The following is a 19,158-nucleotide window of genomic DNA, read 5'->3' on the forward strand; positions in this document are numbered from 1 at the left end:
AGCCTGGCTCATTGGCGAGCAACGTGCCTCAGGGGAGAAAAAATACTATCTGGCCAACCTGCCTGCGTCGACGGATCTGCGCACACTGGCCGCCACCATAAAAGCACGATGGATCTGCGAGCAGGCGCATCAGCAGTTGAAAGAGGAGCTTGGACTTGATCACTTCGAAGGGCGATCATGGCAAGGTCTTCATCGTCACGGACTAATGACCATGATCGCCTACGCCTTCTTGCAATACCGTCGCCTCGCACACCCGGGGCGGAAAAAAAAGAATCAACGGGCCTCCGCCTCAGCCAACCATGCCCGCAGTACGTCACGCCATCGTCGATCTCATCCTACGGCAGCGATCGCAGCGATGCCCCTACTGCAGAAGACGTATCCGTGCAAAACTGCAGCACAAACCATTTCTGCCAAAGTAGTGCTAGCACTACTTTGGCAGATTGTTGGTTTTGCCGTGCTTTATAGGATTCCCGAATCAATTTTTCAATGATTCATGGGTGGTCGGCTCTTGGAGGGCTGACCATGGCGGGATGGGAAGACGAACTTGAACGCTGGCTGATGCCGTTTTTGGACCGGCTGGGTCATAAGACTCGGCAGCGGATGTGTCCTCTGTATGTTGCGGGACTGATCGGTCCTGGCGACCGCAAGAGCGTTCAGCCGATGGCGGAGCGCCTTGCCGCGGGCAAGTACGACCAGCTGCACCATTTCATTGCGGACGGTGTCTGGGACGCGACGCCGCTGGAGACGGAGCTGCTCAACCAGGCGGACCGACTTGTCGGCGGTAGCGATGCGGTGCTCGTTATTGATGACACGTCACTGCCGAAGAAGGGCGAACGCTCGGTTGGTGTTGCGGCTCAATACGCGTCGGCTCTTGGCAAAACGGCAAATTGCCAAACGCTGGTGTCTTTGACGCTTGCGCGCGGCGAAGTGCCAGTGATGGTCGCGTTACGTCTCTTTCTGCCTGACAGTTGGACAAGCGACGTGTCTCGTTTGAAGCGCGCTCGCAGCATCGTCGCCTCGCACACGCGGGGCGGAAAAAAAGAATCAACGGGCCTCCGCCTCAGCCAACCATGCCCGCCGTACGTCACGCCATCGTCGATCTCATCCTTCGGCCGCCGTCTCGTGTCCATACTGCCGAAAACAAATCCTTGAAAAACACTGGCGCAAATAGATTCTGCCAAAGTAGTGCTAGCTAGATCACTGAGAGTACGACAGTTGATCTTCCGTTACGATTCGCTCGATATTCTCCGACTTGCTCTTGATACGGTATCCGCTGCTCTAGCGTGGAGCATGCTGTGCCACAATGGCGTCCAGGCACTGCAGCCTTTAAATCGCGGCGTGGGCGACCTATCACAGGCCCCACGAATGATTTGGGTAGCCAATGATTTGGGTACCCCTGTATCAATCTTGGGTGCAAGGATCTGGCAATGACCCAACGGAAGCGCTCCGCCGAGCAACAGGTCGCTGACGAAGCGGACCGAAAGGCGCGAAACCCCGTTGGGGCGCGGCAAACGATAGCCGACAGCCACGCCGATCCAGAGTTTCAGGAAAACCATAAACGTCTCAGGGCCGAGCGCCTGGCGAGAGATGCCGAGCTCAAAAGCAAGAATTGACCCATTCGAGCGAAGCATCAGATCGGAAAAGATGACAAAATCAGTTGGTGAATACGAACCGACCAAACCAATCAGTAAAGCGGAGCGTGAAGCACGCAAGGCCTTCCGCCACGTCGAGGCGGAGAAGGCGATGTCCGAGCACGCGCTCGCGAATCGAGAGCGGCTGAAGGCAGAGCGGCTGGCACGGGAAGCCGCGGCGGGCCCGGTGCCAAAGAAACAACCCAAAGCGAAGAAGAAGTAATCTCGCACGAACTTCTGCACGGGTAGACCTTGCCGAAGTCACGTTGAAGCTTTCGGCACCTCGCTCTTATGGCGTCCGGGCGTCCCCGAGGCGAATGAAAGTCGACCAATCAATGCAGCAAAGGCCCGGGCATTGCTGCCGGGCCTCCGTTATAAGGCTGAGGGTGAACTTAGAAGTCCATGCCGCCCCCGCCAGGAGGCATGCCGCCAGCCGCGGTGTTCTTTGGGATTTCGGCAACCATCGCTTCGGTGGTGATCAGGAGCGCCGCAACAGACGCGGCGTTCTGGATGGCCACACGCACCACCTTTGTCGGATCGATGATACCCTTCGAGATTAAATTGACGTACTCGCCTGTCTGAGAGTCGAACCCGTAGGCGTATGTCTTGCTCTGCAGGATCTTGCCGACGATCACCGAGCCGTCTTCGCCGGCGTTGATCGCGATCTGGCGAGCGGGGTAGGACAGTGCCTTGCGCACGATCTCGACGCCGGTCTTCTGGTCGTCGTTCTTGGCCCGCAGGCCCTTGAGCTGCTCGGAAGCACGGAGCAGGGCGACGCCGCCACCGGGTACGATGCCCTCTTCGACGGCCGCACGGGTCGCATGCATCGCGTCATCAACGCGATCCTTGCGCTCCTTCACCTCGACCTCGGTCGCGCCGCCAACGCGGATGACCGCGACGCCGCCCGCGAGCTTGGCGAGACGCTCCTGCAGCTTCTCGCGATCGTAATCCGAGGTGGTCTCCTCGATTTGCGCCTTGATTTGATTGACGCGCGCCTCGATGTCCGCCTTCTTGCCGGCGCCACTGACGATCGTGGTGTTCTCCTTGTCGATCATCACCTTCTTGGCGCGACCCAGCATTGCAAGCGTCACGTTCTCCATCTTGATACCGAGATCTTCCGAGATCGCCTGGCCGCCGGTCAGGACCGCGATATCCTGCAGCATGGCCTTGCGGCGATCGCCGAAGCCGGGAGCCTTGACGGCCGCGACCTTGAGGCCGCCGCGCAGACGGTTCACGACCAGGGTGGCAAGCGCTTCGCCCTCCACATCCTCAGCGATTATAACCAATGGCTTCCCGCTCTGTACGACCGCTTCGAGCAGCGGGAGCAGCTCGTTGAGCTGCGACAGCTTCTTTTCGTTGATGAGGACGTAGGCATCATCCATTTCCACGCGCATCTTGTCGGCGTTGGTGATGAAGTAAGGCGAGATGTAGCCGCGATCGAACTGCATGCCTTCGACCACCTCAAGTTCGGTCTCCAACGACTTGGCTTCCTCGACGGTGATCACGCCCTCGTTGCCGACCTTCTTCATGGCATCGGCCAGGAACTTTCCGATCTCGGAGTCCCCATTCGAGGAGATGGTGCCGACCTGGGCGATTTCCTCGTTCGACGTCACCTTCTTGGAGTTCTTGACGAGGTCGGCGACCACGGCTTCCACCGCGAGGTCGATGCCGCGCTTGAGGTCCATTGGATTCATGCCAGCCGCAACCGACTTTGCGCCCTCGCGGACAATCGCGGCCGCCAGAACAGTGGCGGTCGTGGTACCGTCGCCGGCCGCGTCAGCGGACTTGGAGGCGACTTCGCGCACCATCTGTGCACCCATGTTCTCGAACTTGTCCTCAAGTTCGATCTCCTTGGCGACGGTGACGCCGTCCTTGGTGATACGGGGAGCGCCGAACGACTTGTCGAGCACGACGTTGCGGCCCTTCGGGCCGAGCGTCACCCTGACGGCGTTGGCGAGAATGTCGACGCCGCGCAGCATGCGGTCGCGCGCGTCGACGCCGAATTTCACTTCTTTGGCGGACATTATGATCCCCTTGGGAACGGATGCTCATGCGACTGTCCCGAAGGACGTCTGGGCAATGAGATCATCAGGTAGGCTTGAACCTCGTCCTGCGAGAGGCCGACTGCGCCGGCTACTCAGGACGGGATCGGACAACGGCAGATTACGCCGCCTTCTTCTTGGACTCGCTGACTTCGAGCACGCCCATGATATCGCTCTCCTTCATGATCAGGAGGTCTTCGCCATTGAGCACGACTTCGGTGCCGGACCATTTGCCGAACAGCACGCGGTCGCCGACCTTGATGTCGATGGGGATGAGCTTCCCCGCTTCGTCGCGGCCTCCCGCACCCACGGCCATGATCTCGCCCTGAGAGGGTTTTTCCTTTGCATTGTCCGGAATGATGATGCCGCCCTTGCTCTTTGCTTCGGCGTCGATGCGCTTGACCACCACTCGGTCATGGAGCGGACGAAATTTCATAGTGCCCTCTGTTCTATTTTCAGCCCTAGCAGTCGAATCTCGAGACTGCCAACCTTCTGCAACTATGTCCGCGCGAGCGACATACAAGGCATTGCCGGAGCGATATTCGGCAGCGAGCGTGTCTGCGTGAGAAACCGATAGCTATTTGTCGGGAAAGCGCGCACGGTGCGTTAGAGGCCGAACAACGACTTACTCTTGTGCGTCCGCGCTGTCGCTCGCGGATGCGCAATGCGACGATGCGAGCGGGTCTCGTCGCGAGACTCTGGTCGATCTCGCGGTTCTCGTCATCATAAGCCCGAGACGGCGACAAACGCGCACTACGTGCCCGACCTTTGCGCGAATCTGGCGCCGACCGATATGCGCGCCCCGACTCTGGTCGCCTCGGCACTCTCGCCGCTCGACGGCGAGAGCCGAGCTGGCACGAGCCGGTGACGAAGAATAGGAGCCTATGTCGGGTTCTCAACAGAAAGCAGCTTATGCAAAATCTCTCACCGCGGCACGTCAAGTTGGAAGAATCCGTTCGGCTGGGCGTGGTGTCTGGATGGTATTCGATCAAAGTCAGTGGAACATTTGTGTCCGGTCCTCACGAGTCGGAGGCCGATTGCCTGCGGCGGATCGCGGAAATCAATCCTCCGTCGGCCGCCAAACGGAAATGATCTGCATCTCAGCGTCCGCGGCGTAATGCACCATGTGCCCGCTGCGTGGACCGGGAGAGACTTCAATTCACGAAGTGCTCATTACTGTTGCGGCCCGACTCGAACCTTGCGGTCCGCGTGCGGCTTTCTATTCTGGAAGCCAGGCATTTTTTGGCCCTTGAATGGGCTGTGAGAACGGTGTGCAGCTAACGAGACCGACGCTACTGGAGCAAAGCGCCCTGCGGGAGGTTGTAATCGAGCGGTGGAGTAGCCACTTAGGAACTCAGTATCCGAGCGCCTTGAGCGCCTATCCGGATGCGCGACGCCTTAGCCACGCCAAATCCTATCGACGAAATCGATCAACGGCACGTCGCCAGCACGTGTGCGTCAGGGGTCAGGATCACCTATGCCCATCGAACATGCCGCCGTGCGGATCGTCCACAAGCCCTGGGGCGTCGGCGATCTCAGACCCTGGAGCAATATTGACGGGTCTCGTGGTGCCGTCGGCGAGTTGTGGTTCGAGCGCGCCGACGAGAACGCGCCCACGCCCACCTTGCTGCTCAAGTTGTTGTTCACCAGCGAACCCTTATCCATCCAGGTTCATCCAGACGACACGTTCGCGCGCGCGATGGGTATGCCGAACGGCAAGAGCGAGGCATGGTACATCCTCTCGGCTCAGCCCGACGCGCAGATCGGCGCTGGATTAAAACATCAGGTAACGGCGCAGCAATTGCGCACAACGATCCAGGACGGTTCGATCGCCGAACTCCTTCACTGGCGATCGGTTGCCGCAGGTGATGTCATCTATATCCCGGCCGGCACCATCCACGCCATCGGCGCCGGCATCGTGCTCGCAGAAATTCAGCAACGCAGCGACGCAACATTCCGCCTGTTCGACTATGGTCGGCAGCGTGAGTTGCACGAAGACAATGGCGTCGCCGTTGCCCATCCATGGCCGCTTCCAACGCAAGGCAAACCGACGGCCGTTACCGCTAATCGGACCCTTCTCCTCGCGAGCAAGCATTTCGTGCTTGAGCGCGTTGAACTTCCCGAAGGTTCAAGCTGGGCGCTGCTTGCTGAACCGGAGACCTGGATGCTCATACTCGACGGACACGCTGCAGTTGGTTTGACCGCGGCATCGATCGGGGAAGCCATCTTCATTGGTGGCGGCCGCAACAGCATCGAGGTTGGCCACAATGGTCTGAGCGCGCTGATTGCGTATCCCGCCAGCCGCCCGATCGATTCTCTGTTGCAGAGTCTCGGTGAGCAGCCGGTCAAGCCTACTCATCCAGCCACGCATTCAGTTCGGCAATTTGCGGGCAGCGTCGAGGCGCGAACTTGACACCGCTTCGCCGCATCGCCGTCATCGGCAATTCGCTGCCTCGCCGTTGCGGCATCGCGACGTTTACGACCGATCTGGAAAGGGCGATTTCGGATTCGCGCCCGGACATGGAGGTCAGCATCATTGCAATGAACGACCACGGACAGGCCTATGATTATCCCGCCTCCGTCGCCTTGCAGATCAAGGATGACACCGTTGAAGATTATGTCCGTGCCGCGGCCTTCCTGAACGCGGGCCGGTTCGACGTCGTTTGCTTGCAACATGAATTCGGGATCTTCGGCGGTGAAGCCGGCGCTCACATCCTTGAACTGCTTTCGGGCCTCAGCATGCCCGTCATCACGACGCTGCACACGGTTCTGGCCAAGCCAACCGCCGCCCAGCGTGCGGTGATGGAGCGCCTTGTCGAGGCGTCTTCGAAGATCGTCGTGATGGCGAACAAGGGACGCGAGATGTTGCGTAGCGTCTATCGCGTGCCGGACGACAAGATCGAGGTTATTGCCCACGGCATCCCCGATTTTCCGTTCGCCGAACCTGACGCAGCCAAGGCAAAGCTCGGATTCAGCGGTCGGTCCGTCATTCTGACGTTTGGGCTGCTGTCCCCCAGCAAGGGCATTGAGGTCATGATTGACGCGATGCCTCTGATCTTGGAACGTCGCGCGGACGCGGTCTATGTCGTGCTCGGGGCGACGCATCCCAATCTCGTGCGCGACCAGGGCGAAGCGTATCGCGAGAGTCTGATGACGCGCGTGCGCGAGCTTGGCATCGACGACCACGTCGTGTTCCTCGACCAATTCGTCGATCAGGCGACGTTGCTGGAATTCATTTCCATGAGCGACGTCTACGTTACGCCCTATCTCAATGAAGCGCAGATGACGTCGGGGACGCTGGCCTACAGCTTTGGTTTGGGCAAGCCGGTCGTTTCGACTCCGTATTGGCATGCGCTTGAGTTGCTGGGCGACGGCCGCGGCGTGATTGTTCCCTTCGGCAACGCGGTCGCAGTCGGCAAGGAAATCGCGCAATTGCTCACCGATGCCCCTCGCCGGCAGGCGATGCGCGAGCGCGCCTACGCCATCAGCCGATCGATGACATGGGAGCGCACGGCCGAGCGTTATATAGCTACATTCGAGAATGCGCGTCATGGTGACTGGCTCAAGGTAGCGGCACGTACCGGGCCGGTCGCGGTCGCGCACAGCCCGGCGGCATCTGATATGCAACTGGATCACTTTCTCTCGATGTGCGACGATACCGGCCTGTTCCAGCACGCTGTCCATTCGGTGCCAGATCGGGCTCACGGCTATTGCGTGGATGACAATGCCCGTGCCTTGCTGCTGGCGTGCGCCCTCAACAATCCCGGCGAGACGCGTCTGTCCGAAGGGTTGACGGCCCGTTTTGCCGCGTTCGTTCAGCATGCGTGGAATCCCGACACAAGACGGTTTCGCAATTTCATGGGCTTCAATCGAAGCTGGCTCGAAGACCGGGGCTCCGAGGACAGTCATGGGCGAACACTATGGGCGCTGGGTGAGTGCGCACGCAGGGATGCAAGCCCGTCGCGACGCCGATGGGCTGCCGGCTTGTTTGCCGAGGCACTCCCCGTCGTCGAGGCCTTTGGTTCGCCTCGCGCGTTGGCGTTCACCCTGCTGGGTCTGGACGGCTATTGCGCCGCTATTCGCGATGATGCGCGCGCCCGGGAGATCCGGCATGCTCTGGCCGATAGGTTGATGGCGGCGTTCGCTTCCGTCGAGACGCCGGACTGGACGTGGTTCGAGGAGAGCTTGGCATATGACAATGCGCGCCTGTCGCAAGCCCTGATTCTTACGGGCATGGCCACGCAAGCCCCCGATTACCTCGCTGCCGGATTGCGATCCTTGCGTTGGCTGATGACGCAGCAAACGGCTTCGACCGGACATTTCCGCCCCATTGGCACTGCCGGCTTCGGTGAGCCGCGCCAAGCGCCTCGCGCGTTCGACCAGCAGCCGGTAGAGGCAACGGCAACGATCGCAGCTTGCCTGACTGCCTGGCGTGCGGAAGGTGATGCCGAGTGGAAAGCGATCGCGAGCAACGTTTTCGCCTGGTTTCTTGGTCATAACGATTTGTCGATCGCGCTCGTCGACCCCGAGACCGGCAGTTGCCGGGATGGATTGCACCCCGACCGCGCCAACGAAAACCGCGGCGGCGAATCCGTCGTATCCTATCTGCTCGGTCTTGCCGATATTCGTCAGCTCGCGCGCGTCAATGTCAGCGTGACGCCGCCGGCGACGCTTCGCGTCATCGGCGTCTGAGTTCACTGACCTCTCCAACGACCCGAGGACATCTTGTCGCAAGCCAGTTTCCTGCATCGGCAAGCGCTCCATCTGCGCCCCGACCCTACGCGTGTGATCGTTCGCCCGTTCAAGCCGGCAACAGAGCCGCGCGATCTCAACCCGACCGACAAGACGCGCGCCAACCATATCGTCGAACGCGTTTTGGCCCTTGACCCGGGAGTCACCGCCAGCCTGTTGGCAGACGTATTGGTGAACTTTCAGGGCAGGCATCGCAACCTGCTAGAAACGTTCGAGTTCCGCGCCGATGAGATGGAACGGGCGTTGGCGGCTCACGGCACTTTTTCGACCATTCAGCGCCAGTTGATTGGGGCTTATTTCCTGAACGAATATTCGTTCGAGGCGTCTGCCCTGTTCAATCCCAGCATCGTACCGCATCCCGACCAGTCGGGTGCGCCGAAAGACGGCCTGCGCTTTGTTCTCAGTCTCCGGGCCGTTGGCGAAGGGCACGTATCTTCACTGACATTTCGCACCGGCACCATCGCAGCCGACGGCAGCCTGGCGGTCGATCCAACCGCGCGACTGGCCTCCAGCCCCCGAGTCGGACCTCGCATACCCGGATCCTCAGGCGAAACGGTTGAAATCACATTCAAAGAAGAACAAGACATCAGTGAACGCGTGATATTTCCTGTCACGGATTCACAATCTCAAGGCATCGAAGACGCCCGTTTCGTCGAATTCATCGATGGTGATCGCAAGACATATTACGCGACGTTCACCGCTTATACGGGCAGAGCGATACGGTCGGAGTTGATCGAAACGCGCGACTTCTTGTCATTTCGGATGTCCCCGTTGCAAGGGGCCGCGGCGCGCAACAAGGGGATGGCGTTGTTCCCCCGCAAGGTTGACGGCAAATACGCCATGATCGCCCGCCAGGACAACGAGAACCTCTATTTGATCTATTCAGACGATCTGCACCAATGGGACGGCGGTCAAGCCATCCTGAAGCCGCAGTTTCCCTGGGAATTTGTGCAGATCGGAAACTGCGGATCACCGATCGAACTCGATGAAGGCTGGCTGTTGCTCACGCACGGCGTTGGCCCGGTTCGAAAGTATTCGATCGGCGCTGCCTTGCTCGACAAGAAGGACCCCTCCAGGGTGCTAGGCCGTGCCTGCGAACCTTTGCTGCATCCGGAGGCCTCCGACCGAGAGGGCTACGTTCCCAATGTGGTCTACACCTGTGGGGCGATGCGGCACCGTGATCAAATTATTCTGCCCTACGCCGTCTCCGACACTTATTCCAACTTTGCCACGATCAAGATCGCGGCCCTGCTGCAAGCAATGTCCTGATGGAGCGGGCAAACCATTTCGTACCGGAGGCGGCTTGAGCCGGCATCGCAGGGGCACATCCATGGTCCAATTGGCGACAGCCGACGTATAATGCGGCTCCGGGCCAAGTCCGCTTCGGATCCAAAGGTTTGAGCATGATCCTGAAGGTGCGTAGCGGCTTTCCGAAAAGATCATGCTCAAACAACAACCTAAAGCGCGATGACCGTTCATCCTAATCTAGCGCTCAGGTGCGGCGGCAGATTAGGCCCTCAAAAAAGTACGCCGCCCGTTTGAAATAACGACGGACGGCGCTTCTCCAGCCCCGAGAGGGCACTAGCAAAATCTCGGTTATCCATTGGTCTGAGCACGCGCCAGAAAGGTTCGCATCAGGGGCATTGAGCGTTGGACGAAGCCGGAGGTGCAGCGCCGCACGCTGACATCCCTGTTCGCTAAGCGGACCGTCGCCCCCTTCAGGGAGCCGATGCTGGCCGCGCCAGCTGACCGAAAAATCGAGCCGTCTCAGGCACTCGCGTGGACGAGATCACGCTGCTCAGCCTCGACGTCCTGCGGCCGTCGGCATGCGACTACGGTTCCGGGAAAAATGTCCGCCAGCCCCGCCTTCAGGAGCTTCCGCCTTATGCCGAGGCAGGATTTTCTGCGCTGATTGCGCGATCCAGGGCATCGATCAGCATTTGAAGCTCTACGAATTTGTTCCGGGCTCGCTCCGCCTTTTCACGATCAAAGGGAGCAGCCAGCACCTTCGCATGCGTGTCCCTGTCCTCGAGCATGCGATCACGCGCCTTCTTCAATGTTTCAAGTCGCTCGTTCATCTGTGCTCCTGTGCCAATATCTGCTCGAGCGCAACCCAAAGACTCAGTCGAAGCCGGCCGGAAGCTCGCCCTTCCGGAAGAAGACCGTGGGCTCATCATCGTAGTCACCCATCTCGGGATCGCCGGTGGACGAAAAAGCAACGACGGCGAGTTTGCTCAATGCCAGTCTCTCTGCCGTCCGCAGTGCGCCGCTTTGCGACTTGCAGACGATGGGAGCGTCGGCTTTCAGATTTCCACCTTTGCCGGCGTTGAACGCCTGCACGACGTACGTTGTTTCGCGGACCATGGCGGTTCCTCAATATCGATCGCGACAACACGTGGCTGCAAACGAACGCCTCGCCTGCATAGCTGTGCATCGCGAGGTCTTGTTCGACCGTCCTCAGGCTCGCGCGCACTCCCTGTCATACAGCTCAGCAACCGCGACAAATATTCTTCAGTTTCGCAGCGGTTCGGGCTTCTTCCGCAATGAACGGGTCTGTGTAAGCAGCACGTGATGCGTCCTTTTGCTCAGGACTTGGCTTCTTCGTTTGCGGCGGAAACGCGGCATCGTAACAGGCCAATCGCCCGCTCGTGCTTTCGATCTCCCGGCAGTCGGTTTCGCCAGCGATCGCGGCCTGCGTGAATGTGCCGAGCGCCAATACAACAGAGAGCAGTTTCATCAAGCTACCTCTCCCGGCGGCGTTCACACCGAACGCCCCGTGATCTCTCCTCGTGCCGGCCCGGTTGCCGCCCCGCCCGCCCTCCGCGAGGCATTCTCGTGCAACGGGGTTCTGGGCGCGCCGTTTGACGACGCACCAGCCTCTCCTCATGCTTCGAACTGGTCGAACTCTTCCGAGAGCAGAATCCGGCCTTGCGGCGTGCATATCCGGACGTCGGAATAGCCTTCCTGCAGCAGCTCCCGCGCCTTCTTCAAAGCAGCCGCCGTCGTGGCGCGGCCCAAGCTGATGTGGCCACTTTGATCACGCCCGCTAATCAGAAATTGCAGTTGCGGCGCTCTATCCACGTAGAAGAACCGCAGCTGCCACCAGGAGCAGTAGAAACAACGGGACGATCACCGGCGGCACGACCCAGTCGGCCAGACGAAATCGAGGCATGCACGTGGCTCCTGGTTTGGCGGGAGCGCTCGTGACCCTCAGTCACCGGTGGAAGCCGTGGGAAGGACGGTGATACTGCGACCCTACGCTTGCGTCCCGCGAATAGCGAGCTCTAAAACGGTCCTTGCGAGTGCCTTGACCATTCATGCATCCTTCGCCAAAGAATTGGCCGGGCTCGAGAATTGCGACGACCGCCTCCTGCTCGAATACGACCGTTAGCTTCACTTTGTCTTTTTGAATGTAAAAGACCGAAGCTCCTACATCGCCTTGCTCGAGCGGTGTTTAGTGCAAATGGCACGCGCCTACGGAAAAGGGCGGCTGCTGGGCCGCCCTTTGGGTTTGCGCCTGACCGGTCGGACTGGACTTAACCTTCGATGATGTAGACGATCTCGTGGGTGTGCGGACGAAGGATAACGTACCTGCCGTGCACCAGAATGAACTCGTATCCGCGCCATTCCGGATAAATCTCGACGATGCGGCTCGGTATCGCATGATAACGGACGCCTGCCGGAACGGCGGTGCCGATCGACAGGTTGAAGTTCACGTTGGTGACTTCCTCGACCTTCTCCTGTTTGATAGCCGAAGTGATCTGGCTACGCTTTTCGGCCGGAGGCGCGGCGACCGCCGTGGTCGCGGCATTGCCGGTGGTCTTGCCTTCGGGCGCCGAAGGCTTGCTCTCGGTGGTCGGGGTCTTCAGGTCCTTCGATGTGGTGGCTGAATCGGGCGCCTTTGTCATCCCATCGGCCTTCGTCACGCCAGTCGTCTTGCTGTCCGCGGTCGGCTTCGTCTCGTGAGGCGAATTCTTCACGTCCTTCGAAGCGGTAGCCGGGGCCATTCCTTCTGCGGCCTTCGGCTTGCCATCGGCCTTTGCGTCGCCGAGGTGCTTTGCATCAGGCGCGCCCTGTGCATGCTGCGGCATTCCTTCTGCCGGCGAGCCGTGGGGTGCAGCGGTGGGGGGGCCCTTTGCTGCGGGTGCATTCATCGGTGCTACGGTTTCAGCTTTCGGCGAAACGGCAGCGGGGGACTCCGAACCCTTTGCTGCGCCCTGATTGGCGCCTTGAGCCATCGCAAGACCGGTCGCAGCAAACAGAGCCACAACGGCGACAGAAGTCCTCAAAGTATGTCTCATCTGATCTTGTCCAATTCATTTGAATATGATGCCGACGAACGTCAGCCATGGGGAGTGAACGGCTCCGACCGGCGATGGTTCCGTTTCAATTTCTGGTTTAATGGCGATCAAGTGCCAAGCTCGTCGAAAGGTCTGCGAGTAACCGTTGTTTGTCGATGACAGAGGTTTCAACGGCCTGCGCCGGTCCGGAAGAGATCGGGTCGATTCAAATATAAGTTGTATCGAGGGAACTCTAGGTCATGGCGCCTGTTTGATTAGGGAGCTCCGAGCGGACAGAACTTTCGTAGCCCGTCTGGATCGCTGCGGCGTCAACAATGGCACTGTCCGCGGGTACAAGCACCGCAACATCTTACGACTTCATCGGACCAGATTGCGCAGATCAGCAGCCATTCGAACCAAACGATTGAGGTAACAAAATGAACATGTCGAGCGAAAGCCTTTTGATCATCCTATTCGTAGGTCTCGTCGCCGGCTGGTTGGCGGGCCAGATCGTCCGCGGGACCGGCTTTGGGATCGTCGGTGACATCATTGTCGGAATCCTGGGCGCGTTTGTCGGCAGCTGGTTGTTTCCTCAGCTCGGCGTGCATCTCGGGAGCGGCACCGTCAGCGCCATCGTCAACGCCACCTTCGGCGCGGTCCTGCTCCTGCTCGTCGTCCGGCTAGTCCGCGGTGGCGGTGGATGGGGAAGCAGCTGGCGCGGGAGCTGGGGTCGTCGCTGGTGACCCATGCTCGCGCAACGGTATCGGACACCAGCGAAACGCGGGCGCTCGTGGTTGCCGCCGGATCGGTGCCATCATGCTAGACTTTTCGAATGCATCCTTTTCGCCTGAAACGATCGGCACCATGAAAGCTGCGTTGGACGCGGCGGTTGCGTCACTGCCTGGCCAAGTCAGCTCCGCGCATATCCAATCCATCGCGGAAACGATCCTTCGCACCGCCAAGGACGGCGAGCGAGACCCCATGGTCCTGCAACGCATCGCGTTAATGGAGCTTCAGATCTCGACGCGCTGCTGACACCGCTCCACCAGCTTGTGTGCCGGCGCGGAAGCGCTCGCGTTTATTGTCGTGCCCTGATGTCTCGATGGAACTTAAATGGTCTGCGGAAGCATTCACAATTGTAGCCGCGATCGCGCGGCTCCTGGAGAAGCCCCAACATGAAACGTCTGGTGTTGATCGGTGTGGCCGCCTGCGCAGTCGCGGCGATGTCAACGCTACCTGCTTCCGCTATGCCCCGAGTGGTGGCGGACACGCTGGTTGCCGGCTCCGACAGTCCGCTCATGCTCGTGCGTGGAGGTCATGGAATGGCAACGGTCACATGGGGCCTGGCGGCCGCGGTCATCACTATGGCGGGGGCAGAGGCCACCATCGCCGTTGGTACTAACGGCCTGGCCATACAACATCCGAGGCCGTCTTTGGTTGGTGGCGGCCTTGGTGATCTTGCTGATTGGCGGTGATCATTAAAGTGCACTGTCACCGCATTGCATTGAGAAGGAGGGCCGCCGCATCGGGCGCCCCTTTTGTAGAGCAGTAGGACAGACTGAAAGAGAGTGAGAGGCCTCACGAACACCCCGTCGTGCTGCCAAGCTAAGATATCGTGCGGAGTTGGAAAGTGTGTATGTAGAAGGGGTTTCTAACTCCGAACAACGACGCCAACCGTTCCGGGTTATCCGCTCACCAGGGATCAGGACCGTATGGGCGCGCCGAAAATTGACTTCTCGAAGCACGATTGCTCGGTGTAGCATGATCCGCGTCGCCGTCATCGAATTTGCGTCAGAGCCCCTTTTTTTGGATGCCGATAGGGGGTCCCAGTCGAACGCCGATTGACACGTCAAAACCGGGGAGAGCGGAAATAAGCGAGAGCAGACGTTCTGTCCTGATTGCGGTACACCAATCTATTCGGCGCCCATCGGCGAAGGCGCAAAAGTCCTAAGCATGCGCGTCGGCGCCATCAAACAGCGCGACCAATTGATTCCGGCCGATCAGTTCTGGTTTCGCTCAGCGCAAAAATGGCTGAGTACCTTGCCAACAATAAAGAAGATGGAAACGCAACCTGTGTTTGGCCCGCGAGGCGGCTTTAGTCGTTAGCGCACACCTTCTGCTCTTGGCCCCGTGGCGAAGTTCGATTTGGCTCAGGCACGTTTGCTGATCGGGGCACACCGGAGCGACACGGCGCGACTCAATCGGCGCTATTGACCCAAAGCGGGGTTGCGCTGCACCGGCCCGAGAGGCGTCACTCTTCCCTGAGGAAGCCAGAACCGGCTAATCGCCATCCACTATCGTCGATGTCATCATCCATTGCAGGCGATCATCTGCGACGACTAGACTTCGCGTGAGACGTGCGGGTGTGTAAACTGCCATCCGTCAATGCATCCACGCTGCTCTAATCCGTCTATTCAATAAAGTCCTGTCGGTCCTGGACGGCCGGGCATGCATTCTGTCATGGATCCCCGTTTCTGGAGGCGACAATCCCAATAGGACTCGAGCATCATTGCGACCACCAGCAAAGCGATCGTCATCAAAAGTAGCGCAGCGATGCAACTGCTGCTCATTGAGAACCCATCCATAGGCAAGCTTATCGCGAGACGGGGTAGCAATCTATGCTTGTTAACGTGTTCGTATTCGCGTCTCTCTCGCCTATGGTTGCCATCAGGTTGACACTCCTATGAGGTCCGCTTGTGGGCCCATTGCTGTCCAACGGGATCTAAGCCTTGGTGTCGGCTGTCGAGTGTAGAGCGGAAGCAGATCGCAGCAGTCCAACCGGCCAATTTTGTCCGGAAGTGAGCCGAACAGCATGATGCGAGCCGCGAAGGCGGAGTTTGACCCATACGGACGTTGACAATCCTTATAACTCTCTTGCTACGTGTGTGCTCTTTAGTCGCGTTACGGGGACAGCGGAAGATCCTATGATGGCCGCGACATGATCCACGTCCTCGACATCGATCCGCGCATTGCGCGGCATTGCTTGCACGCCGGACGGCTCCAAGCAGGAGCTTAGCCGGACGGTAGTTGCTGCCGTCCGGATTACCCCCTTCCTTCATCAAACAGATTTGGTGTGTGGCGCTCCCGCGAGGAGTAGCCCCGAACAAGGAGGCATGTCGTGAACAACCCCTTTTTCCCAAACGTCACTCTTCCGGCGTCCGACCATCGTCGCTTGCAACGGCTCGCGCAGACGGGCGCGGATCAGGGCAACGTGGACGCACGTTTTTTGTTGGGTGAGCTCAACCGTGCGGAAGTCGTCCCTGATCGCGCAGCCAGATTGGACAGCATCGTCACCATGGGTTCGTGGGTGACGTTCTGGATCACCTGGGGCTTCCCCCGCGAGACAAGGCAACTGGTGTACCCCGAAGACTACACGTCCGAACGAACCCAAATCCCCGTGATGTCGCCGTTGGGCGCAGCGTTGGTCGGGCTGAAGGTCGGAAGCGAAATCCCCTTCCTCACCGCTGGGCGCACCAACGTCGTCAAGGTCGAACGTGTCAGCCGAGGTGATCCGAACGATGTTGTCAGGGTTCTGTCTAGCAATCCAGGGGTCAAGGGCAAGAAGCTCTTTGATGACAATGATCCAGGACCATCAGCCGCTTAGGAAAGGAGAGAAGGTGATGAGCAAGACCAATCGCAAAGGCAGACCTGAGATGATACTGCCGCCCATCACAGTGATGGAGGATGAGGCGCGGCGTCTCAACGCTCTGGCCAGTTCGAGCGCGGTGCTCTTCCCGCGCGTGGCCCATTTCCTTGCACAGGAGATAGAGCGTGCAAACGTGGTGGCGGACAATTCCGATCTTCCCGGCGTAGTCCGCATGGGCTCGAAGGTCCGGTACTGCGATGACAAGACCGGTGAGGTCCGGGACGTAGTCTTGGTTTATCCCCACGAAGCGGACATAACGCTAAAGCGCGTCTCGGTTCTTACGCCGGTCGGAGCTGCGTTGATCGGCCTGTCGGTTGGCCAAACCATTGAGTTTCAAACCCCGGGGCACAACAAGCGGTCGTTGACGGTGCTAGGCGTGTCCAACTGAAGGAGGCGTTGACATGCGCGACGTTTCAACCAGACAGGCCGCCTTAACAGTCATCGGTACCACCATCGTTTTGGCTGGCCTGTTCTATGTTGCGACTTTCTTCAAGACTTGAAGATCCAACCTCTTGGGGGCAACCCCTCTCGGCCTGTGATCGAGCTGGGGCATCCCAAGCGCGGGGACTGCTCAACCACGCTGATTGGACAACGTGAACCAGCGCGACTTCACCATCGCAGTCCGCGATGTGTGCTGATCATTGGCCGACAAGGTTGATCAAATGGGTGGTTGCCGCTGCACTGCATGAGTCCGTTTGTGGCCCGTGTCTAACGTTAGCCCAGAGCGCGAGCGGTTTAGTCCAATGGCCCATCAGCGCACGTTGCGCCTCGTCTACGGAGGTCCGCTCATTGTGCTAGAGCGGACCAGATTTGCTCAACGTAATTTCTTCGCAATTGACCCATCCCGGACATTGGCTCTAGCCCCGAGACCACGTGCCATGCTTTGATGAGGCTATCTAGGGTTGGTTCCCCGGGGGGCAATTTTAGCGGGCGACAGGGTAGAGCGGCGATTGGCGGCGGTGCTGGCGGCGGATGTCGCGGGGTATAGCCGCCTCATGGGTGCAGATGAGGAAGGCACGCTCGCCCGGCTCAAGGCAATCCGACGGGAACTGGTTGACCTAACCATTGCCAAACATCGCGGTCGGATCGTTAAAACCACCGGCGATGGCATACTGGTCGAGTTTGCCAGCGCTCTGGATGCGGTTCGCAGTGCCGTTGAAGTCCAGCGCGGCATGGCTGAGCGGGATGCTTCTGTCCCACAGGACCAACGTATCGATCTTCGCATTGGTATCCATGTCGGTGACGTTATCGTCGACGACAACGACATCTATGGCGACGGTGTAAACATTGCCGCTCGGCTAGAAGGAATTGCCGATCCGGGGGGCGTTTGCATTTCTGGCGATACCTATCGCCAGATCCGGGGCAAGATCGAGGTCACGTGGAGTGATCTTGGGTTGCAGTCCCTAAAAAACATCAGCGAGCCCATGCCCGCTTGGCGGGCTCAGCTTACTAGTGGAGCCGCTCCGGCGGCCGCAGCGACTGCAAGCAAACCTCAGTCGCTGCCGCTTCCTGACAAGCCTTCCATTGCAGTTTTGCCATTTCAGAACATGTCGGGCGATCCCGAACAAGAATACCTTGCTGACGGTATCGTCGAGGACATCATTACTGCACTGTCGCGATTCAGGTCGCTATTCGTTATCGCCCGCAACGCGTCGTTCACCTACAAGGGCGAGGCAATCGACGTCCGCAAGGTCGGTCGCGAACTAGGGATCAGATACGTTCTGGAAGGTAGCGTGAGAAAGGCCGCGAACCGGTACGCATCACAGGCCAACTCGTCGAGGCTGCCACAGGATCGCATCTTTGGGCTGACAAATTCGACGGATCCATTGAGGATGTCTTTGAACTGCAAGATACGGTCGCTGCTCGGGTCGTGAGCCAGATTGCGCCCCAATTAATCCTCGCGGATGCCGACCAGGTGGTTCGAAAGCCCTTGGACAGCTGGGATAGCTACGACCACTTCTTGCGCGGCTTGGCCTTGAACCATCGACGAACTCTCGAAACGAACAAACTGGCACAGGTCGAGTTCGAAACGGCTTTTAAACTCGATGCAATCTTTGCTGCGCCATATGTTCAGGCCGCGTTTTGTGTGCACAATCGATATTGGAATTATTTGCAGCGCTACTCCGAGCAAGAGCGCGCGCAAGCGATTCAGCTTACCAATCGCGCGCTTGAGCTCGCGCCGAGTGATGACGCGGTTCTGGGTCTAGCCGCTTACATCGTCGGGAACATGAACGATGAGGTGGAGCGAGGAGTCGCGCTGGCCGATCGGTCCCTGCAGCTCAATCCCAATCATCTCCAAGCCTGGGCCATCAATGGCTACCTCAGCGCTTTGTTGGGTGACCTGCTCGGTGCTCGTGATGCGTTGGACCAGGCTATCCGGCTAAGTCCATTGGACAAGGTGAACATCGTTGGAGCCTTGCGAGGCCACCTCACTGCTGCTTTGATCAGCGGATCGCCAACCGAGCAAGCTGATTGGGCGGGAAAGCTCTTGTCGCTCAATCCGACCGACGTTCATGGCTTGCTGAGGCTATATGACGTAGCGTTGCTGAACGGCGACGTGGACGGCGCGAATAGGACTTGCGGACGAATTGTCGAGCTGTACCCGAGTTTGCGCAAAACCTTGTTGAGGGAAATGTATTCGGTATCGAAAACCCGAGCATCAAGCGATCGCGCAAGCTTTTATCAATCGAATCAACATACCTGAATAAAGGCGTGCCAAGAGAACTAACACCACGGCATCCACCGCACTTGCGGTGCAATAGTCGGCTCCTGGCCCACTTGCGAAGCTGCGCCTCGGCGGCCGGAAG

Annotated in this window: 20 protein-coding genes and 3 pseudogenes; 15 read left to right on the top strand and 8 right to left on the bottom strand. The window is 59.1% G+C overall.

Annotated elements, in window-relative coordinates; translation table 11 throughout:
- The 4 genes and pseudogenes from IVA87_RS11140 to IVA87_RS11155 all read left to right on the top strand — a co-directional run.
- A pseudogene (locus tag IVA87_RS11140) lies at window positions 1-376 on the top strand (transposase); the annotation flags it as partial.
- Window positions 377-486: 110 nt separating this feature from the next.
- Window positions 487-1,002 (top strand): annotated as a pseudogene (locus IVA87_RS11145) (transposase); the annotation flags it as partial.
- A 425-nt stretch (window positions 1,003-1,427) separates the two neighbouring features.
- Window positions 1,428-1,613 carry a hypothetical protein gene (locus IVA87_RS11150; RefSeq protein ID WP_247333556.1) on the top strand — a complete coding sequence of 62 codons (186 nt, stop codon included), beginning with the start codon at window positions 1,428-1,430 and terminating at the stop codon, window positions 1,611-1,613.
- A 31-nt stretch (window positions 1,614-1,644) separates the two neighbouring features.
- Window positions 1,645-1,854: a hypothetical protein gene (locus IVA87_RS11155; protein WP_247333559.1), complete on the top strand. Its 210-nt coding sequence runs from the start codon at window positions 1,645-1,647 to the stop codon at window positions 1,852-1,854.
- Between the two features lie 169 nt (window positions 1,855-2,023).
- Here IVA87_RS11155 and groL read toward each other — a convergent pair whose 3' ends face one another.
- Both groL and IVA87_RS11165 read right to left on the bottom strand, forming a co-directional pair.
- Window positions 2,024-3,655 carry a chaperonin GroEL gene (gene groL / locus IVA87_RS11160; RefSeq protein WP_247333561.1) on the bottom strand — a complete coding sequence of 544 codons (1,632 nt, stop codon included), beginning with the start codon at window positions 3,653-3,655 and terminating at the stop codon, window positions 2,024-2,026.
- A 139-nt stretch (window positions 3,656-3,794) separates the two neighbouring features.
- Window positions 3,795-4,109, bottom strand: a complete 315-nt coding sequence (locus IVA87_RS11165; RefSeq protein ID WP_247333563.1) for a co-chaperone GroES — start codon at window positions 4,107-4,109, stop codon at window positions 3,795-3,797.
- 476 nt (window positions 4,110-4,585) lie between these two features.
- On the opposite strand from IVA87_RS11165, the gene IVA87_RS11170 reads away from it, so the two are divergent.
- The 4 genes from IVA87_RS11170 (at window position 4,586) to IVA87_RS11185 (ending at window position 9,694) form a co-directional block, all read left to right on the top strand.
- Window positions 4,586-4,765: a hypothetical protein gene (locus IVA87_RS11170; protein ID WP_247333566.1), complete on the top strand. Its 180-nt coding sequence runs from the start codon at window positions 4,586-4,588 to the stop codon at window positions 4,763-4,765.
- Between the two features lie 385 nt (window positions 4,766-5,150).
- On the top strand, window positions 5,151-6,086 hold the full coding sequence (locus IVA87_RS11175; protein ID WP_247333568.1) for a class I mannose-6-phosphate isomerase: 936 nt from the start codon (window positions 5,151-5,153) through the stop codon (window positions 6,084-6,086).
- The gene (locus IVA87_RS11180; RefSeq protein ID WP_247333570.1) at window positions 6,083-8,365 is read left to right on the top strand and encodes a glycosyltransferase family 4 protein; all 2,283 of its coding nucleotides are present in this window, start codon (window positions 6,083-6,085) and stop codon (window positions 8,363-8,365) included. The genes IVA87_RS11175 and IVA87_RS11180 overlap by 4 nt, the downstream gene beginning before the upstream one ends.
- A 33-nt stretch (window positions 8,366-8,398) precedes the next feature.
- The gene (locus tag IVA87_RS11185) at window positions 8,399-9,694 is read left to right on the top strand and encodes a glycoside hydrolase family 130 protein (RefSeq protein WP_247298049.1); all 1,296 of its coding nucleotides are present in this window, start codon (window positions 8,399-8,401) and stop codon (window positions 9,692-9,694) included.
- A gap of 614 nt (window positions 9,695-10,308) precedes the next feature.
- On the opposite strand, the gene IVA87_RS11190 is transcribed toward IVA87_RS11185, so the two are convergent.
- The 6 genes and pseudogenes from IVA87_RS11190 to IVA87_RS11215 all read right to left on the bottom strand — a co-directional run bounded on the left by IVA87_RS11190 (window position 10,309) and on the right by IVA87_RS11215 (window position 12,663).
- Window positions 10,309-10,503 carry a hypothetical protein gene (locus IVA87_RS11190; RefSeq protein WP_247333571.1) on the bottom strand — a complete coding sequence of 65 codons (195 nt, stop codon included), beginning with the start codon at window positions 10,501-10,503 and terminating at the stop codon, window positions 10,309-10,311.
- A 43-nt stretch (window positions 10,504-10,546) separates the two neighbouring features.
- The gene (locus tag IVA87_RS11195) at window positions 10,547-10,789 is read right to left on the bottom strand and encodes a hypothetical protein (RefSeq protein ID WP_247298042.1); all 243 of its coding nucleotides are present in this window, start codon (window positions 10,787-10,789) and stop codon (window positions 10,547-10,549) included.
- 124 nt (window positions 10,790-10,913) lie between these two features.
- Window positions 10,914-11,162, bottom strand: a complete 249-nt coding sequence (locus IVA87_RS11200) for a type VI secretion system-associated protein TagO (protein ID WP_247298089.1) — start codon at window positions 11,160-11,162, stop codon at window positions 10,914-10,916.
- Window positions 11,163-11,308: 146 nt separating this feature from the next.
- Complete coding sequence (locus tag IVA87_RS11205; RefSeq protein ID WP_247333572.1) at window positions 11,309-11,443, bottom strand: DUF2451 domain-containing protein; 135 nt, start codon at window positions 11,441-11,443, stop codon at window positions 11,309-11,311.
- 292 nt (window positions 11,444-11,735) lie between these two features.
- Window positions 11,736-11,867 (bottom strand): annotated as a pseudogene (locus tag IVA87_RS11210) (Crp/Fnr family transcriptional regulator); the annotation flags it as partial.
- Between the two features lie 94 nt (window positions 11,868-11,961).
- On the bottom strand, window positions 11,962-12,663 hold the full coding sequence (locus IVA87_RS11215) for a DUF1236 domain-containing protein (RefSeq protein ID WP_247298039.1): 702 nt from the start codon (window positions 12,661-12,663) through the stop codon (window positions 11,962-11,964).
- Window positions 12,664-13,142: 479 nt separating this feature from the next.
- Between IVA87_RS11215 and IVA87_RS11220 the strand changes: the two genes are divergently transcribed.
- The 7 genes from IVA87_RS11220 (at window position 13,143) to IVA87_RS11250 (ending at window position 19,055) form a co-directional block, all read left to right on the top strand.
- Window positions 13,143-13,448 carry a GlsB/YeaQ/YmgE family stress response membrane protein gene (locus IVA87_RS11220; RefSeq protein WP_247333573.1) on the top strand — a complete coding sequence of 102 codons (306 nt, stop codon included), beginning with the start codon at window positions 13,143-13,145 and terminating at the stop codon, window positions 13,446-13,448.
- Window positions 13,449-13,521: 73 nt separating this feature from the next.
- Entirely contained in the window at window positions 13,522-13,740 is a 219-nt protein-coding gene (locus IVA87_RS11225) for a hypothetical protein (protein WP_247298034.1), read from the top strand.
- Window positions 13,741-13,880: 140 nt separating this feature from the next.
- The gene (locus IVA87_RS11230; protein ID WP_247298031.1) at window positions 13,881-14,180 is read left to right on the top strand and encodes a hypothetical protein; all 300 of its coding nucleotides are present in this window, start codon (window positions 13,881-13,883) and stop codon (window positions 14,178-14,180) included.
- Window positions 14,181-15,823: 1,643 nt separating this feature from the next.
- The gene (locus IVA87_RS35335; protein WP_247333574.1) at window positions 15,824-16,309 is read left to right on the top strand and encodes a GreA/GreB family elongation factor; all 486 of its coding nucleotides are present in this window, start codon (window positions 15,824-15,826) and stop codon (window positions 16,307-16,309) included.
- Between the two features lie 16 nt (window positions 16,310-16,325).
- The gene (rnk, locus tag IVA87_RS11240) at window positions 16,326-16,739 is read left to right on the top strand and encodes a nucleoside diphosphate kinase regulator (RefSeq protein ID WP_247333575.1); all 414 of its coding nucleotides are present in this window, start codon (window positions 16,326-16,328) and stop codon (window positions 16,737-16,739) included.
- Between the two features lie 571 nt (window positions 16,740-17,310).
- Window positions 17,311-18,225 carry an adenylate/guanylate cyclase domain-containing protein gene (locus tag IVA87_RS11245; RefSeq protein WP_247333587.1) on the top strand — a complete coding sequence of 305 codons (915 nt, stop codon included), beginning with the start codon at window positions 17,311-17,313 and terminating at the stop codon, window positions 18,223-18,225.
- Complete coding sequence (locus IVA87_RS11250) at window positions 18,222-19,055, top strand: hypothetical protein (protein WP_247333576.1); 834 nt, start codon at window positions 18,222-18,224, stop codon at window positions 19,053-19,055. Before IVA87_RS11245 ends, IVA87_RS11250 begins: the two co-directional genes overlap by 4 nt.
- Window positions 19,056-19,158 lie beyond the last annotated feature (103 nt).

The sequence above is a fragment of the Bradyrhizobium sp. 147 genome (assembly GCF_023073935.1).
Lineage (GTDB): Bacteria > Pseudomonadota > Alphaproteobacteria > Rhizobiales > Xanthobacteraceae > Bradyrhizobium.

Excerpts from the sequence above, each read along its gene's own strand:
- IVA87_RS11150 (WP_247333556.1), top strand. The coding sequence starts at position 1,428 with ATGACCCAACGGAAGCGCTCCGCCGAGCAACAGGTCGCTGACGAAGCG.
- IVA87_RS11155 (WP_247333559.1), top strand. The coding sequence starts at position 1,645 with ATGACAAAATCAGTTGGTGAATACGAACCGACCAAACCAATCAGTAAA.
- groL (WP_247333561.1), bottom strand. The coding sequence starts at position 3,655 with ATGTCCGCCAAAGAAGTGAAATTCGGCGTCGACGCGCGCGACCGCATG.
- IVA87_RS11165 (WP_247333563.1), bottom strand. The coding sequence starts at position 4,109 with ATGAAATTTCGTCCGCTCCATGACCGAGTGGTGGTCAAGCGCATCGAC.
- IVA87_RS11170 (WP_247333566.1), top strand. The coding sequence starts at position 4,586 with ATGCAAAATCTCTCACCGCGGCACGTCAAGTTGGAAGAATCCGTTCGG.
- IVA87_RS11175 (WP_247333568.1), top strand. The coding sequence starts at position 5,151 with ATGCCCATCGAACATGCCGCCGTGCGGATCGTCCACAAGCCCTGGGGC.
- IVA87_RS11190 (WP_247333571.1), bottom strand. The coding sequence starts at position 10,503 with ATGAACGAGCGACTTGAAACATTGAAGAAGGCGCGTGATCGCATGCTC.
- IVA87_RS11195 (WP_247298042.1), bottom strand. The coding sequence starts at position 10,789 with ATGGTCCGCGAAACAACGTACGTCGTGCAGGCGTTCAACGCCGGCAAA.
- IVA87_RS11200 (WP_247298089.1), bottom strand. The coding sequence starts at position 11,162 with ATGAAACTGCTCTCTGTTGTATTGGCGCTCGGCACATTCACGCAGGCC.
- IVA87_RS11215 (WP_247298039.1), bottom strand. The coding sequence starts at position 12,663 with ATGGCTCAAGGCGCCAATCAGGGCGCAGCAAAGGGTTCGGAGTCCCCC.
- IVA87_RS11220 (WP_247333573.1), top strand. The coding sequence starts at position 13,143 with ATGAACATGTCGAGCGAAAGCCTTTTGATCATCCTATTCGTAGGTCTC.
- IVA87_RS11225 (WP_247298034.1), top strand. The coding sequence starts at position 13,522 with ATGCTAGACTTTTCGAATGCATCCTTTTCGCCTGAAACGATCGGCACC.
- IVA87_RS11230 (WP_247298031.1), top strand. The coding sequence starts at position 13,881 with ATGAAACGTCTGGTGTTGATCGGTGTGGCCGCCTGCGCAGTCGCGGCG.
- rnk (WP_247333575.1), top strand. The coding sequence starts at position 16,326 with ATGAGCAAGACCAATCGCAAAGGCAGACCTGAGATGATACTGCCGCCC.